Here is a 15,563-nt window from a genome sequence, read left to right as displayed (position 1 = left end):
ACGATCATGCAAGTCCTGCCCAACCGGAAAGTCCGCACGCGCGACACGCTGCGCGGCGCACTGAACCTGCGTGCCGAGCCGCGCGCCGCCGTCAGCCAGCGCTGCCGGCAGTGCGGCTTCATGGCGTTCCGCGCCAGCGAGCAGTGCCCCGTCTGCGGACTGGGAGACTGGCCGTTCGCGCCGCTGCACCAATCGAGCGACGATGCGCCCGCCGCGCAGGCCACGCCCTCGCACGAGGTGCAGCCCGTCCCGACGTGGTCGTCGCGCGTCGCGGCCGCGGTGCGCGGCGCGGCGGTCCAGCGGCCGAGCGCGTCGAGCGCGCCGCTGCTGAGCATCCTGACCCTCGTGATGCTGGTCGGCGGCTATGTGACGTACGACCGGACGTGCCGGGCGGATCCCGTCTGTCGCGGACCTGGCGCATCGCGCCCGGTGACGGCCTACGCCAGTCTGCATGCGGCCGATGCGCCGACGTTGCCCGTCGGGCCCGCGCCCGCACCCGCGGCCGCGCCCGTCCAGGCATTTCATCCGGCCGAGCGTGCGGCAGTCGATACCGCTCGGCTCGCCGACGCCAACGTCGACACCGACGCCGATCGGTCAAGCAAGGCCGCTCAACCCGGCAATGCGGGCACACCTCGACACGTGGCAGGACGCCCGACGACGACGCTCGCGCGGCACGCGCCGTCGGTTCACGGACCGAACGGCGCGCGCGGCGGCGGCGTTCGCGTCGCCGACTGGAAAGGCGGCGCCGCCGCGACGCGACGCGGGCACGCGATACGCCACGTGGGCGTGCATACGCGTCATGGTCGACGAACCATGGCGAGCGGAGCCGAATTGGCGATGGTCTATCGCGGGCATTGAGCGCGCGGCGCATCGCGACCGCAGCCACGCCCACAGCGAAAAACGGGCGGCACCGTCTCCGGTACCGCCCGCTTCATGCGCGTCGTTCGTGCGTCAGGCCGCCAGCAAGCCGTGCGGATCGATCACGAATTTGCGCGGCGCGCCGCCGTCGAACTTCTTGTAGCCTTCCGGCGCCTGATCGAGCGAGATCACCTCGACGTTGACGATCTTCGCGATCGGCAGACGGTCGAACAGGATTGCCTGCATCAGGTTGCGGTTGTACTTGAGCACCGGCGTCTGGCCCGTGAAGAACGAGTGCGACTTCGCCCAGCCGAGGCCGAAGCGGATGCTCAGGCTGCCGTGCTGCGCGGCCTTGTCCTTCGCGCCCGGATCGTCCGTCACGTACAGGCCCGGGATGCCGATCGCGCCGGCCGGCCGCGTGATTTCCATCAGCGAGTTCAGCACCGTCGCGGGCGCTTCCTCGGAATGGCCCGACGAACCGTGTCCGTGCGCCTCGAAGCCGACGCAGTCGACCGCGCAATCGATCTCCGGCACGCCGAGGATCTGCTCGATCTGCTCGCCGAGCGACGCGTCCTTCGACAGGTCGACCGTCTCGAAGCCCATCGCCCGCGCGTGCGCGAGGCGTTCCGCGTTCATGTCGCCGACGATCGTCACCGCCGCACCGAGCAGGCGCGCCGACGCGGCCGCCGCCATGCCGACCGGGCCCGCGCCCGCGATGTAGACCGTCGAGCCCGGCTTCACGCCCGCGCTCACCGCGCCGTGATAACCGGTCGGCAGAATGTCGGACAGGCAGGTCAGGTCGCGGATCTTCGCCATCGCCTGGTCGCGGTCGGGGAATTTCAGCAGGTTGAAGTCCGCGTACGGCACGAGCACGTACTCGGCCTGGCCGCCGATCCAGCCGCCCATGTCGACGTAGCCGTAAGCACCGCCGGCACGCGACGGGTTCACGTTCAGGCATACGCCGGTATGCGTGTCCTTGCACATCGCGCAGCGGCCGCATGCGACGTTGAACGGCACCGACACCAGATCGCCGATCTTCAGCGTCTCGACGTCGCGGCCCACCTCGACCACTTCGCCCGTGATCTCGTGACCGAGCACGAGGCCGATCGGCGCGGTCGTGCGGCCGCGCACCATGTGCTGGTCGGAACCGCAGATGTTCGTGCTCACCACTTTCAGGATCACGCCGTGGCCGATCGCGCGGCCGGTCGGATCGACCATCTTCGGATAATCGATCTTCTGAACTTCGACCTTGCCCGGCCCAAGATAGACGACACCTCGATTGCTGCTCATCGTATTGTCTCCATGTCTCGTTGGATGGCGCTGCTGTGCGCCGGCAGATGCGGTGCTACGCAACGTGCTGTTCGAGAGTAGTCCCGGAGGTGGGGGCCCCGATGTCTCAAACGCGACATGCGTTTGAACGGTGCCGACATCGATGGCGGAAATGCGAAAGTCGGGTCAGGGAGAACGGCCCGAGGGCGGGATCGTGGACGGCACGGAACGCGTGAGCGCGCCCCCCCCCCCCCGGGCGGCGCGCCCGGCCGCTCAGGCGCGCCGGTGGGCGCGCATTAGCCGCCCTGATTCTCGCGGATGATCGCGGCTGCCGCCGCTTCCGCGTCGCTCGCCACTCCGTCGTGCACGCGCGTGCTGACGGCCGGCGTCGGCGGCTCGCTGTCGAGCGCATGGCCGTCGCGGTTGCGCGTATCGACCGTCGCGCGCATCGACAGCCCGACCCGCAGCGGATGCGCGGCCAGATCGCGGGGATCAATCGCGATCACGACCGGCACGCGTTGCACGACCTTGATCCAGTTGCCGGCCGCGTTCTGCGACGGCAGCATCGAGAACGCGCTGCCGGTGCCGGCCGAGAAGCCCTGCACGCGGCCGCGATAGGTCACGCGCGAGCCGTAGAGATCCGACACGACCTCGACCGGCTGCCCGATGCGCATGTGGCGGATCTGCCCTTCCTTGAAATTTGCCTCGATCCACAACCGATTGAGTTGCACGATCGACATCAGCGGCACGCCGGGCCCGACCTGCTGGCCGACCTGCACCGAACGCTGGCCGATCGTGCCGTCGACCGGCGCGACGATCGTCGTGCGCTTCAGGTTCCGGTACGCGAGCTTGAACTGCGCGGCCGCCTGCACGACGGACGGGCTTTCGTCGACGGGCAATCTGGTACCGAGCGCGCGCGCCGCGTCGAGCTGCGCCTGTGCGGCCGCGAGATTGGCCTGCGCACCGGCGACCGCCGCGCGCGCGCGCGCCAGTTCCTCGGGCGCGACGATCTCGACCGACGCGCCCGAACGCGCGGCGAGCGCGCGCTGCGCGAGCGACAGGTCGGCCTGGCGCGCGTTCACGGCTTCGACGTACATCGTGTTCGAGATCTTCGCGTTCGCGACCTGCCGCACGGCCTGCACGAGTTGCGCCTTCGCCTGCGCGAACGCGACGGACGCCTCGGTGTCGTCGAGCCTCGCCAGCGTCTGCCCGGCGCGCACGGCCTGCGTATCGGCGACCAGCACGTCGGTCACGGCGCCGGGAATCTGCGCGGCAACCTGCACGATGCTCCCCGCGACGTACGCGTCGTCGGTGTCTTCGTCATAGCGGTCGCGCAACAGCCAGAACGCGATCCAGACGAGCGCGGCCAGCAGCACGACCGCGAAGAACAACATGAAGCGCTTGCGGCGCGTCGCCCGGCGCGCGTCGAGTGCGGGATCGTTCAGTGCAGCCGGCTGCGCGGCGGTATGAAGGTTGTCGTGGTGCATCAGTCGCTTTGCGTAACGATCAGGCGGTCATGCTGGAACAGGGGGATCGGCGCTGGATTCGCCGCCGCCGTGCGAGAGGAAACGGGAGCGCCGCGAGGCGTGGCGCCGATGGCCGGCGTGCGTGCCGCGTCGTCGCGTCGTGCGGCCGCCGCATTCGATGCAGCGACGACCTGCGGGGCGGCCACGCTCTGCGCACGCGCATCGGCCGACGGCCCCGGCACCGACTGGCTCGCGGTCGCGGCGGCGGGCGAAGTGCCACGCTTCGCCGCCCCGCCACGCGCCCGATGCCCGGTCGGCGCCTGCGCGACCGTCGCGCCCGCGTCGAACCCGCCGCCCAGCGCGCCGATCAATCCGACACGCAGCGTCCGCTGCCGGCCGAGCAACGCGATCATCTGCGCGCGCTCGTCGATCAGCGTGAGATCCGCGACATCCACGTCCTTCTGCATCAGCACGCCGCGCCGGTGGCGGTCGGTCGCAATCTCCACGATCTTTTGCGCGGCCGCGACCGCATCCTGCTGCTGCGCGACGAGCGTCTGCGACGTACGAAGAGACGTGACGATCTGCGCGACCTGACCAAGCGCGTCGTCGACGGTCTTGTTGTACAGCCCGATCGCGACGTCGGCCTGCGCGACGTCCGCGCCGAGCTTCGCTTTCAGCCGGCCGCGATCGAACACCGGCAGCGAGATCGCCGGGCCGACGGACGCGCCGAGCGCGTCGCGCGAGAACAGCGACGCGGGCGTCAGCGCGAACACGCCGCCGAGCGCGACGAGGTTCACGTCCGGATAGAACTGCGCGCGCGTCGAATCGGCATTCGCGAACGCGGCTTCGACACGCAGCCGCGCGGCGACGATGTCGGGCCGACGGCCCAGCAGATCGGCCGGCAGCCGCGCGGGCAGCGCGCCGCCGGCCAATGCGCCGACGCGTGGCCGCTGCAGCGCGAGCCCGCGCTCCGGGCCGCGGCCCGACAGCACACCGAGCTGCAGTTGCGCGAGCTTGATCTGCTCGTCGTTCAGCGCGATCTGCGCGAGCAGCTTGCTGCGCTTGATCGATGCGTCGCTCGCGTCGTACGCGTTGTCGAGCCCGCGCGCGGTACGCTCGCGCAGCACGGTCGTCACACGCTGACTGACTTTCAGCTTCTGCTGCAGCAGATCCTGCGTCGCGTACGCCTGGTCGAGCTGGCAGTACACGGTGACGATCGCGACCGCCAGCGTGAGCCGCACCTGCTCGGCCTCGACCCGAGCCGCTTCACGCAGCGACATCAGGCTCTTCGTCGCCGCGCGGTTCTTGCCCCACAGGTCGAGCTGGTAGTTGAGCCCGACGAACACCGACGACGGCGATACGTTCGGATCGCCAAATATCTCGACCGGCACGCGATAGCCGCCGACCGACACGTTGGCGACGTCGTCGCCCGGCTTCGGCATCCGCGCGCGGCTGACCGTTGCGCCGGCCGTGCCCGTCAGCCCCGTCAGCGAATCGAACTGCTGAAGCTGCGCCTGCGCGATCCGCAGCCGCGCCTGCGCGACCTGCAGGTCGGGGTTGTTTTGCGATGCCTCGGCGACCAGCGCGTCGAGCTGCGGGTCCTGCAGCTGCTTCACCCAGTCGGGTGCGGGCCATGCACCGTCCACGCCGGGCCCGGCCGTGCGCGCGAGCGCATCGTCGGCCGGCGCGTGCAACGACAGCGACGGCAGGAAGCCCGTCGGCGCGCATCCGCCCAATGCCATCGCCACCGCCGCGGCTCCGATCAACGCACCGCCCTTCACGCTACGCGCCCGCTCTGCCGCATTTTCTTTCACACGCCGCATCGCTTCCCTCACCCTTGCTGGACGCGCTGCGCCCGTGCGGCCAGACGCGGCCGCGTGCGCTCGAGCGGACCGAGCCGGCCGAACAGGCCGTCCGCGATACCGAACAGGATACCGGCGAGCTTGTCGCGCTTGTCGCGCTCGACGAGCGCGATCTGCACGACCTGCCACACGGTCAGCAGGTTCGGCACGATCGCCACCGGAAAGCGCAACCCGTACTGCATCCCGAGCTGCACCGCATTGCGCGCGCTGTAGTAGCGCCGTTGCCACGAGTGATTCATCGACGTCATTTCGAAAGGGCCGAACGCGTGACGCCGTTTCGCGCCGATCCGGTGCGGCAGCACCAGCGACGGCACGACGTAGAGCGGCACGTTGCGCGCGAGCGCGCGGAAGCTGTACTCGGTGTCGACGTGATCGATGAACAGCGTCTCGTCGAAGCGGCCGAGCACGTCGAACGCGGCACGCGACACGACGCAGCCCGACGAGATCAGGAACGCGCAGCGCTGCAACTGCGCGTCGGGATCGACGCGCAGCCGGCGCAATGCGATCCCGTTGGTCGCCAGCTCGGGCAGGAAGCTGCGCGCGTTCTCGTCGAAGATGCGCGGGCCGGCGAGGAACGCACGCCCCGCGAGCCCCGCGCACGCGTCGCGCATCGTCGTGAAGTAATCGGCCGGCACCGACGAATCCTGGTCGAACAACGCGACCGCATCGACGTTGTCGCGAAACAGCGCCGCGAGCCCCGCGTTGTACGCGCCCGCGATTCCGCCGCGATTGCCGTGATGCAGCAGCGTGATGCCGTCGCGCGCGCATGCTTCGCTTGCGCGTGCGTCCGGCTGCGGCGTGTTGTCGACGACGAGCAGCGCGTCGCACGCATGGCGCCACGCGACGAGCGCCGCGACCTGCGCGTCGGTCGGGTGATACAGGATCACGAGTGCGCCGAGTGTCGTCATGTCGCTCTCCTCAATGTCCGAATGAAGCCGCCGCGCCGCGCTTCGGCCGCGTGAGCCACATCATCGCGGCGAGCACGAGGCAGGTCATGCTCGCCATCCAGAACATGTCGCCCGTCGCCATCATGTACGCCTGCTGCATCACGACCTGGTGCAGCGTGGATAGCTCGCGCACCCCGTCCACGCCCATCGCGTTCAGCGTGTGCACGAAGCGCTGCGTGTTCGCCGATGCGTGCGTGACCGATTGCGACACGACGTCGTAGTGATAGGTCGCACGGTTGTCCCACAGCGTCACGCTCATCGCGGTGCCGAATGCGGCCGACAGCGTGCGCAGGAAGTTCGACAGGCTCGACGCGGCCGCGAGCCGGTCGTCCGGAATGCGCGACAGCGTCGCGGCGGTCAGCGGAATGAAGAAACACGGCAGCCCGATCCCCTGGATCAGCCCGGGCGCGGCGATCTGCGCGAACGTCATCTTCAGCGTGAAATGCGCGTCCCATGCGAGCACGGCCGCGAACACGAGGAAGCCGAAGGTCGCGAGCACGCGCGCGTCGAAGCGGTGCGCGTGCAGGCCGACGAGGATCGAGAACACGAGCGCGAGCACGCCGAGCGACGCGGTGGCGAGCCCCGCGTGGAACGCGTTGTAACCCATCACGGCCTGCATCCACAGCGGGAACACGACGCCCACCACCGAGAAACTCATCATGCCGAGCGAGATGATCAGCACGCAGAACGAGAACGTGCGATCGCGAAACAGGCTCAGGTCGACGACCGGGTGGGCCTCGCCCGCCTCCCAAATCAGCAGCGACACGATCGCGAGCCCCGCGACCACCGCGAGCGTGACGATCAGCGGCGAATCGAACCAGCCCTTGTCGTGGCCGAGATCGAGCATCGCCTGCAGCGAACCGACGCCAATCACGAGCAGCACGATGCCCGGCACGTCGATCGGGCCGGCCGCGCCGCGCTGCGCGTCGGGGCGCAGCATCGCGGTGCAGACCGCGAACGAGAACAGCCCGATCGGCAAATTGATCAGGAAGATCCACGGCCACGAGAAGCTGTCGACGATCCAGCCGCCGACCACCGGCCCGAAGATCGGCGCGAGCAGCACCGTCATCGCCCATAGCGCGAGCGCGACGGTGCGCTTGTCCGGTGGGAACGTGCGCAGCAGGATCGTCTGCGACAACGGCACCATCGGCCCCGAGCACAGCCCCTGGAGCGCACGGCAGACCACCAGCACGTGCAGGTCGCGCGCGAGGCCGCACAGCAGCGACGTCAGCGTGAACAGCAGCACCGCGCCGACGAACAACCGCAGCTCGCCGACGCGCCGCGCGAGCCAGCCGGTCAGCGGCACCGCGATCGCGGCCGCGACCGAATACGAACTGATCACCCACGTGCCCTGGCTGTTCGAGACGCCGAGACTGCCCGAGATCGCGGGCACCGCGACGTTGGTGACGGTCGAGTCGAGCACTTCGATGAAGGTCGCGAGCGACAGCGCGAACGTCAGCAGCGCGAGCCGCGCGCCGCGCACCGGCGACGCGACGGGTGCGGGTTCGCTCGCGTCGAAGGCGGCGGGTGTGTCCCGAAGCGGCGATGCCGTGCTCATGTGCCCGCCATCGCGACAACGGGCCGCGAGATCGCGCGCTCGTGGCTCGGCGCGAAGCGCTCGATGTAATCGGCAGCCGTTTCGCAGCCGTCCGGCGCCGCGTGAATCAGCGCACACGTGCGTTCGGCATGCACGGAGAATTCGGGCTCATCCAGCACGCGCGCGAGCGCCGCACCGAGACGCACGCCGTCGACCGCACCGTCGACGCGCACGCCGGCGCCGCTGGCCGCGATGCGCTGCGCGTTGTCGAACTGGTCGTGCGCGAACGGCGTCGCGACCTGCGGAATTCCGGCTTCGAACGCGAGCGCCGCGGTGCCGATCCCGCCGTGATGCACGAGCGCGCGACAACGCGGCAGCAGCGTGCGCATCGGCACGAAACGGCGCACCAGCAGCCGGTCGCCGTCCGGTGCCGCATCGTGCGGGCTCAGCAGGATGCCGCGCGCGCCGGTGGCATGCAGCGCGCCCGCGACCGCGCGCGCATATGCGGCGTGATCGACCAGCGTCGACCCTGCAGTGAAGACCACGGGCGGCTCGCCGGCGGCAAGAAACGCGTCGAGCGCGCGATCGTCGTCGGGTGTCGCGATGTCGTTGAACAACGGAAAGCCGCTTTGCAGAACGCCAGCAGGCCAGTCGCGCTGCGCCGGGGCGAACCAGTCGGGAAACAGGCACAGCACGCCGTCGGTCGAATGCAGCCAGCGTCCGAGCACGCGCCGTGCGGGCGCAAGACCGAGGTCGCAGCGCACCGCGTTGAGCGCCGGCCCGCACACGCGATCGAGCACCTGTCGCTCGATCAGCGTCATCAGCGCCGCCTTCACCGGCAGCGGCCAGCGCGCGGGAATCGTCAGGCGCGGATGCGTCGGCGGCACGTGCGCGGACAGCAGCGTCGACGGCGACACCTGCACCGACACATACGGCGTGCCGTGCAACTCCTGCATGAAGCGCGCGGAAAACGCCCACAACGTGCCGACCAGCACGGTGTCGCGATCGGTCAGCGCGCGCAGCGTGTCGTAGTGCGGGCGCAGCACCGGCGCGATCACCTGCCACAGCGTGCGGAACGACGTGCGCGGATCCCACAGCGCCGGGTTCGCCATCGCGGCCTCGTACTCGGCCGCCGTGCCGACCGGTACGAACGTGAAGCCGCAACGGCGCGCGGCCGCCGCGAACGGCGGATGCGTGCAGAACACGACGTCGTGGCCGCGCAGCGCGAGCGCACGCGCGACGCCGAGCAGCGGATGCACGTCGCCCGCCGAGCCGATCGCGGTTACGATCACCTTCGCCATCGCGCGCCTCGCGGGGGTCAGTAGAAGCCGGGGATCAGCGCCGCGACCTCGCGGCGATACTGCGTGTACGCCGGCCCGAAATGACCGGTGAGCCAGCTCTCCTCGACGCGCACCTTGTACGCGAGCGATGCGAACACGAGCGCGACGCCGAGCGCGCCGCGCCACTCGCCGCCGATCAGCGCGGCGCCGGCCAGCGCGATCAGGCAGCCGGTGTAGATCGGATGGCGCACGAGGCCGTACGGACCGGTGCGGACGAGTTCGTGGTTTTCCTTCAGCGTGACGGACACGCTCCAGTTCGTGCCGAGATGCAGCCGCGCCCACACGGAGAACAGCAGCCCCGCGACGAGCACCGCGAGCCCGCATTGCGCCTGCAGGCCGAAGTGCTGCCAGTCGGGCACGAGTGCCTGCCACGACGGATCGGGCAGGATGATCAGCGCGCCGCCGACGATCAGCGGAATCGACTGCAGCGTGCGCGAGCGCGACGCCTCCTTGCGCACGGTCGTCTTCACGGCCTGCGACGTCATGATCCAATAGGCGAGCCACGCGGCCCAGGGAACGACGATGGCGATGGTCTGAACGATATTCACGGCTGGCCTGCCTCGTGTGGAAGAGAATTCGGATGCGCCCGGTGTGCCCGGTGCGCGACGTGCTGCGTCATGACGACAGCGCCGGCATCGGCGCGGACACGCATGCGTGCGCGGCGCCGAGCGCGATGCCCGCGGCGACGGGCGGTGTGTCGCAGAAGAAGTCGAGCAGCGCCGCGCGCGTGGTTTCGCGCTGCGCGCGGCCTTCGATGTCGAGGAAATGGCCGGCGTCGGGAATCGTCGCGAAGCGCGCGCGCGGCACGTGCGCGGCGAGCTGGCGGACATCGGACGGCGTCGTGTATTCGTCGCGCTCGCCGTTCAGGAACAGCAGCTCGCAGCCGATGTTCGAGAACTCGCTCAGGTAGCGCTCCGGCTGCAGCGACAGGATCTGGTCGACGTGGAACGCGACCTGGTCCTGCTCGTCGCGCGGCAGGCGCGTCAGATAACGGTAGTTGTACAGCTTCATGATGCGCGGCAGGTAGCGGCCGACCGTATCGTTCAGCAACTGCGCGGCCTTCAGGTTCTCGCCGGCGGCGATGTGGTCGCGTGCGCGCGTCACGTAGTCGACCATCGCGTCGTTCAGGAACGGCGAGAACGAGCAGATCGCCGCGCGCCGCACGCTCGGGCAGCCGCGCGCGAGCGCGAACAGCGACGCGACGCCGCCCCACGACACCGATACGAGGAACGCCGGCGCGAAGCGCTCGACCAGATGCTGGAGGATCGCGGCCTCGTCGTCCTTGGTCAGGATGAAGCAGCCGGGGTTGTGCTGGCGCGACTGCCCCGCATACGGCAGGTCGAAGCAGATCGTGTTCATCCGCTCGCCGAGATACTGGACGGTCTGCCCGAACGATGCGGTCGTTGCGAGCGCGCCGTTGACGAGCATCGCCGTGTCGAACGACGGATCGAACACGTTCCGTTCGACGTAGACCTTCAGACCATTCGGTAGCGGGACCACGTGTTTTTCGGTCGGCATCGTCGTTCTCCGGTGGATGCGGCGTCTCGGCGTCGCGGCATGCTGCAGGTGCGCAATGGCGGGCGCCGGCCCTGTCGCGGTCGTTGGCCGCGCCCATTGCCGACGCACCGCGGGAAAAACCCGCGGCGCCGATTCATTCCTTTTGATTCGGCGCCATACTAATACGGGCAATATTACTTACTCAAGTCATTCCAACGATCCCCTCTACTCCATCTGGAAATACGCCCGATTCAAATATTTTTGTCATTTTTTATGGTAGACGGAATCGATCGCGGGTTGACAGCAATCGTTTGCGGCCAAGCCGACGAACGATCTCAAATCCATCATATTCCCTTTAAATTCAATGCGATATGCAGTTTAAATCGATTGATTGAAACGAATCCCAGGAAATTCCCTATGACGGTATGCGAGATCAGAATTTTCTGATTTTCGAAAATCTCACATAGCTCGACATTCTTTCGACGTGTAATAAATCGAATCAGGAAACTTTCCCAACCATTGCGTCATCTTTTCGGAAATCGTTTTAAACAAACTTCAATTTATTTAACCTCCTTTCAATTCGTTTTTCCGCACCTGCACAATCGTCGCAGCGGTATCTGCCCCTCAAGCCGATCACACGATTTCCCGTCGGACCCCGATTTTTTGTTGATTGAACGTTCAATAAAAAACCGCTAAGCTCTCGACTTCCAGGAACGGCCCGTCCGGGCGAAGGGAGTCGCGATGCCGAAAGTCGGAATGCGGGAGATTCGTCGCGCACAGTTGATCGACGCGACGCTGCGCTCGATCGACGAGGCCGGCCTGCCCGGCACGACACTCGCATCGGTCGCGCAGCGCGCGAACATCTCGACGGGTATCGTCAGCCATTACTTCGGCGACAAGGACGGCCTGCTCGAAGCCACGATGCGGCACGTGCTGCGCGATCTGTGGGCGGCCACCACGCGCCGCCGCGTCGCGGCACGCAAGGACCCGCGTTCCCGGCTGCGCGCGATCGTCGCCGCGAACTTCGACGACACGCAGGTCAGCGCGCCCGTGATGAAGACCTGGCTCGCGTTCTGGTCGCAGAGCATGCACGACGCGATGCTCAAGCGCCTGCAGCACGTCAACACGCGGCGCCTCCATTCGAATCTGTGCGCGGAATTCGCGAAGGCGTTGCCGCGCGCGAAGGCGCGGGAAGCCGCCAGCGGCCTCGCCGCGCTGATCGACGGCCTGTGGCTGCGCGGCGCGCTCGCCGGCGGCCCGATCGACACACGGGCTGCACTGAAGCTCGCCCACGATTACATCGACCTGCTGCTCGCGTCGGACTGACGCGTCGCGCAGTCGCCCTCAAGGAGATCCTCATGTCCGTATACGGTTTGCAGCGCCTCTACATCGGCGGCGGTTACGTCGACGCCACCAGCGGCAAGACTTTCGATACCTTCGATCCCGCCACGGGCGAACTGCTCGCGCAGGTGCAGCAGGCGAGCGCGGCCGACGTCGACCGCGCGGTCGCATCGGCGCAGGAAGGCCAGCGTGAATGGGCCGCGATGACCGCGATGCAGCGCTCGCGGATCCTGCGCCGCGCGGTCGACCTGCTGCGCGAACGCAACGACGAACTCGCGGCGATCGAGACGCGCGACACCGGCAAGCCGGTCGGCGAGACGCTCGCGGTCGACATCGTCACCGGTGCGGACGTGATCGAGTACTACGCGGGCCTCGCGACCGCGATCGAGGGGCTGCAGGTGCCGCTGCGCGCCGAGTCGTTCGTGTATACGCGCCGCGAGCCGCTCGGCGTGTGCGCGGGCATCGGTGCATGGAACTACCCGATCCAGATCGCGTGCTGGAAGACGGCGCCCGCGCTCGCGGCCGGCAATGCGATGGTGTTCAAGCCGAGCGAAGTCACGCCGCTCACCGCGCTGAAGCTCGCCGAAATCTATACGGAAGCCGGCGTGCCGGCCGGCGTGTTCAACGTCGTGCAGGGCGACGGTTCGGTCGGCGCGCTGCTGACGGGCCATCCGGACATCGCGAAGGTGTCGTTCACCGGCGGCGTCGAGACCGGCAAGAAGGTGATGTCGCTCGCAGGCGCATCGTCGCTGAAGGAAGTGACGATGGAGCTCGGCGGCAAGTCGCCGCTGATCGTGTTCGACGATGCCGACCTCGACCGCGCCGCCGACATCGCGGTCACCGCCAACTTCTTCAGCTCGGGCCAGGTCTGCACCAACGGCACGCGCGTGTTCGTGCACAGCTCGGTCAAGGATGCATTCACGCAGAAGGTGCTCGAACGCGTGAAGCGCATTCGCGTCGGCAAGCCGACCGATGCCGACACCAACTTCGGGCCGCTCGTATCGGCCGCGCAGCTCGACAAGGTGCTCGGCTTCATCGAGAGCGGCAAGGCCGAAGGCGCGAAGCTGCTCGCAGGCGGCACGCGCCTGACCGACGGCCACTTCGGCAACGGCCAGTACGTCGCGCCGACCGTGTTCGGCGACTGCCGCGACGACATGAAGATCGTCCGCGAAGAAATTTTCGGGCCGGTGATGAGCATCCTCGATTTTGAATCGGAGGACGAAGTGATTGCCCGCGCGAACGACACGCACTACGGCCTCGCGGCCGGCGTCGTGACCGAGAACCTGTCGCGCGCGCATCGCACGATCCACCGCCTCGAAGCCGGCATCTGCTGGATCAACACGTGGGGCGAATCGCCGGCCGAGATGCCGGTTGGCGGATACAAGCAATCCGGTGTCGGACGCGAGAACGGCATCACGACGCTCGAACACTACACTCGAATCAAATCGGTTCAGGTCGAGCTCGGCCGCTACAACCCGGTGTTTTGAGAACGACAGGAGATACACCGTCATGACGACACGCGAATACGACTACATCATCTGCGGCGCCGGTTCCGCGGGCAACGTGCTCGCGACGCGCCTGACGGAAGATCCGAACGTCACGGTGCTGCTGCTTGAAGCGGGCGGCCCCGACTACCGCTTCGACTTCCGTACGCAGATGCCGGCGGCACTCGCCTATCCGCTGCAGGGCCGTCGCTACAACTGGGCCTACGAGACCGACCCCGAGCCGCACATGGACAACCGCCGGATGGAATGCGGCCGCGGCAAGGGGCTCGGCGGCTCGTCGCTGATCAACGGGATGTGCTACATCCGCGGCAACGCGCTCGACTACGACAACTGGTCGACGCACAAGGGGCTCGAGAACTGGACGTATCTCGACTGCCTGCCGTACTTCAAGAAGGCCGAGACGCGCGACGTCGGCCCGAACGACTATCACGGCGGCGACGGCCCCGTGTCGGTCACGACCAGCAAGCCGGGCGTGAACCCGCTGTTCGAGGCGATGGTCGATGCGGGCGTGCAGGCCGGCTATCCGCGCACCGACGACCTGAACGGCTATCAGCAGGAAGGCTTCGGCCCGATGGACCGCACCGTCACGCCGAAGGGCCGCCGCGCGAGCACCGCGCGCGGCTACCTCGACCAGGCGAAGGTGCGGCCGAACCTCGAGATCGTCACGCATGCGCTCGCCGACCGCATCCTGTTCGACGGCAAGCGCGCATCGGGCGTCACGTACCTGCGCGGCAGCGAGCGCGCGACCGCGCATGCGCGCCGCGAAGTGCTCGTGTGCAGCGGCGCGATCGCGTCGCCGCAGTTGCTGCAGCGCTCGGGCGTCGGCCCCGGCGCATGGCTGAAGGAACTCGACATCCCTGTCGTGCTCGATCTGCCCGGCGTCGGCCAGAACCTGCAGGATCACCTGGAGATGTACATCCAGTACGAGTGCAAGGAGCCGGTGTCGCTGTATCCGGCGCTCAAGTGGTGGAACCAGCCGAAGATCGGCCTCGAATGGATGCTGAACGGCACCGGCCTCGGCGCGACCAACCACTTCGAGGCGGGCGGCTTCATCCGCACGCGCGACGACGATCTGTGGCCGAACATCCAGTATCACTTCCTGCCCGTCGCGATCAACTACAACGGCTCGAACGCGATCGAGATGCACGGCTTCCAGGCGCACGTCGGCTCGATGCGTTCGCCGAGCCGCGGCCGCGTGAAGCTGCGCTCGCGCGATCCGAACGATCACCCGAGCATCCTGTTCAACTACATGGCCGAATCGCTCGACTGGCGCGAGTTCCGCGATGCGATCCGCGCGACGCGCGAGATCATGCGGCAGCCCGCGCTCGACCGCTACCGCGGCCGCGAACTGAACCCGGGTGCCGACTGCAAGACCGACAAGGAACTCGACGCGTTCGTGCGGGCCCGCGCGGAAACCGCGTTCCATCCGTCGTGCTCGTGCAAGATGGGTTACGACGACATGGCCGTGGTCGACGAGGAAGGCCGCGTGCACGGGCTCGAAGGGCTGCGCGTGGTCGATGCATCGATCATGCCGATCATCACGACCGGCAACCTGAACGCGCCGACGATCATGATCGCGGAGAAGATCGCCGACAAGATTCGCGGTCGCACGCCGCTGGCGCGGGTGGACGTGCCTTACTTCGTCGCGAACGGCGCGATGGCGCGCAATATCGCGAAGGCGGTGAGGCAGCCGGAGACGGTTTGACGGGGACGAGTGCACGACCTTGTCTTTGCGCTCTGTACGTGCAATTCGCAGACATCGTTTCACTTACTTGAAGGCCGTTTCTTTGGCGCGTCGGGACCCGTGGCACCGGTAGGAGACACGGGTTCCAACGCTCACCAATGATGTTCACCGAGGATCTTGTCGACCCGCCATTCGCGGTGTCGAATTCTCTTGCTACCGAGTGAGATGTACTGGCGGGCGCCAATTGCAGTCAAACC

12 protein-coding genes are annotated in these 15,563 nt (G+C 68.0%); 4 read left to right on the top strand and 8 right to left on the bottom strand.

The window, feature by feature from the left end; translation table 11 throughout:
- Positions 1 to 6 precede the first annotated feature (6 nt).
- On the top strand, positions 7 to 858 hold the full coding sequence (locus ACV22V_RS22900; protein ID WP_448015628.1) for an ATP-dependent serine protease: 852 nt from the start codon (positions 7 to 9) through the stop codon (positions 856 to 858).
- A 93-nt stretch (positions 859 to 951) separates the two neighbouring features.
- Here ACV22V_RS22900 and fdhA read toward each other — a convergent pair whose 3' ends face one another.
- From fdhA to ACV22V_RS22860, 8 genes are all read right to left on the bottom strand, one after another.
- Positions 952 to 2,148, bottom strand: coding sequence for a formaldehyde dehydrogenase, glutathione-independent (gene fdhA, locus ACV22V_RS22895; RefSeq protein WP_044844368.1), 1,197 nt, complete (start codon positions 2,146 to 2,148; stop codon positions 952 to 954).
- Between the two features lie 275 nt (positions 2,149 to 2,423).
- Complete coding sequence (locus tag ACV22V_RS22890) at positions 2,424 to 3,614, bottom strand: HlyD family secretion protein (RefSeq protein ID WP_448015627.1); 1,191 nt, start codon at positions 3,612 to 3,614, stop codon at positions 2,424 to 2,426.
- The gene (locus ACV22V_RS22885; protein WP_448015626.1) at positions 3,614 to 5,416 is read right to left on the bottom strand and encodes an efflux transporter outer membrane subunit; all 1,803 of its coding nucleotides are present in this window, start codon (positions 5,414 to 5,416) and stop codon (positions 3,614 to 3,616) included. The genes ACV22V_RS22890 and ACV22V_RS22885 overlap by 1 nt, the downstream gene beginning before the upstream one ends.
- Positions 5,417 to 5,424: 8 nt before the next feature.
- Positions 5,425 to 6,363, bottom strand: a complete 939-nt coding sequence (locus tag ACV22V_RS22880; RefSeq protein WP_448015625.1) for a glycosyltransferase family 2 protein — start codon at positions 6,361 to 6,363, stop codon at positions 5,425 to 5,427.
- Positions 6,364 to 6,373: 10 nt separating this feature from the next.
- Positions 6,374 to 7,960 carry a DHA2 family efflux MFS transporter permease subunit gene (locus tag ACV22V_RS22875; protein WP_448015624.1) on the bottom strand — a complete coding sequence of 529 codons (1,587 nt, stop codon included), beginning with the start codon at positions 7,958 to 7,960 and terminating at the stop codon, positions 6,374 to 6,376.
- Positions 7,957 to 9,240, bottom strand: coding sequence for a glycosyltransferase (locus ACV22V_RS22870; RefSeq protein WP_448015623.1), 1,284 nt, complete (start codon positions 9,238 to 9,240; stop codon positions 7,957 to 7,959). The genes ACV22V_RS22875 and ACV22V_RS22870 overlap by 4 nt, the downstream gene beginning before the upstream one ends.
- Positions 9,241 to 9,257: 17 nt before the next feature.
- Complete coding sequence (locus ACV22V_RS22865) at positions 9,258 to 9,827, bottom strand: methyltransferase family protein (RefSeq protein ID WP_448015622.1); 570 nt, start codon at positions 9,825 to 9,827, stop codon at positions 9,258 to 9,260.
- Positions 9,828 to 9,894: 67 nt separating this feature from the next.
- Entirely contained in the window at positions 9,895 to 10,797 is a 903-nt protein-coding gene (locus tag ACV22V_RS22860) for an alpha/beta fold hydrolase (RefSeq protein WP_448015621.1), read from the bottom strand.
- 720 nt (positions 10,798 to 11,517) lie between these two features.
- Between ACV22V_RS22860 and betI the strand changes: the two genes are divergently transcribed.
- The 3 genes from betI to betA are packed head-to-tail and all read left to right on the top strand — an operon-like array spanning position 11,518 to position 15,327.
- Positions 11,518 to 12,102, top strand: coding sequence for a transcriptional regulator BetI (betI, locus tag ACV22V_RS22855; protein WP_059466864.1), 585 nt, complete (start codon positions 11,518 to 11,520; stop codon positions 12,100 to 12,102).
- Between the two features lie 32 nt (positions 12,103 to 12,134).
- Positions 12,135 to 13,604 carry a betaine-aldehyde dehydrogenase gene (gene betB / locus ACV22V_RS22850; protein WP_448015620.1) on the top strand — a complete coding sequence of 490 codons (1,470 nt, stop codon included), beginning with the start codon at positions 12,135 to 12,137 and terminating at the stop codon, positions 13,602 to 13,604.
- Between the two features lie 22 nt (positions 13,605 to 13,626).
- Positions 13,627 to 15,327 (top strand): choline dehydrogenase, encoded by a 1,701-nt coding sequence (gene betA / locus ACV22V_RS22845; RefSeq protein WP_059692016.1) that lies wholly within the window; start codon positions 13,627 to 13,629, stop codon positions 15,325 to 15,327.
- Positions 15,328 to 15,563: the final 236 nt, after the last annotated feature.

It is taken from the genome of Burkholderia sp. AW33-5 (assembly GCF_053427615.1).
Note: the sequence above shows the minus strand (reverse complement) of the source record. Positions and strands in the feature narration are given on the sequence as shown.

Bases quoted from the DNA above. Each gene is read 5' to 3' on its own strand.
- ACV22V_RS22900 (WP_448015628.1), top strand. From the start codon at position 7: ATGCAAGTCCTGCCCAACCGGAAAGTCCGCACGCGCGACACGCTGCGC.
- fdhA (WP_044844368.1), bottom strand. From the start codon at position 2,148: ATGAGCAGCAATCGAGGTGTCGTCTATCTTGGGCCGGGCAAGGTCGAA.
- ACV22V_RS22890 (WP_448015627.1), bottom strand. From the start codon at position 3,614: ATGCACCACGACAACCTTCATACCGCCGCGCAGCCGGCTGCACTGAAC.
- ACV22V_RS22885 (WP_448015626.1), bottom strand. From the start codon at position 5,416: ATGCGGCGTGTGAAAGAAAATGCGGCAGAGCGGGCGCGTAGCGTGAAG.
- ACV22V_RS22880 (WP_448015625.1), bottom strand. From the start codon at position 6,363: ATGACGACACTCGGCGCACTCGTGATCCTGTATCACCCGACCGACGCG.
- ACV22V_RS22875 (WP_448015624.1), bottom strand. From the start codon at position 7,960: ATGAGCACGGCATCGCCGCTTCGGGACACACCCGCCGCCTTCGACGCG.
- ACV22V_RS22870 (WP_448015623.1), bottom strand. From the start codon at position 9,240: ATGGCGAAGGTGATCGTAACCGCGATCGGCTCGGCGGGCGACGTGCAT.
- ACV22V_RS22860 (WP_448015621.1), bottom strand. From the start codon at position 10,797: ATGCCGACCGAAAAACACGTGGTCCCGCTACCGAATGGTCTGAAGGTC.
- betI (WP_059466864.1), top strand. From the start codon at position 11,518: ATGCCGAAAGTCGGAATGCGGGAGATTCGTCGCGCACAGTTGATCGAC.
- betB (WP_448015620.1), top strand. From the start codon at position 12,135: ATGTCCGTATACGGTTTGCAGCGCCTCTACATCGGCGGCGGTTACGTC.
- betA (WP_059692016.1), top strand. From the start codon at position 13,627: ATGACGACACGCGAATACGACTACATCATCTGCGGCGCCGGTTCCGCG.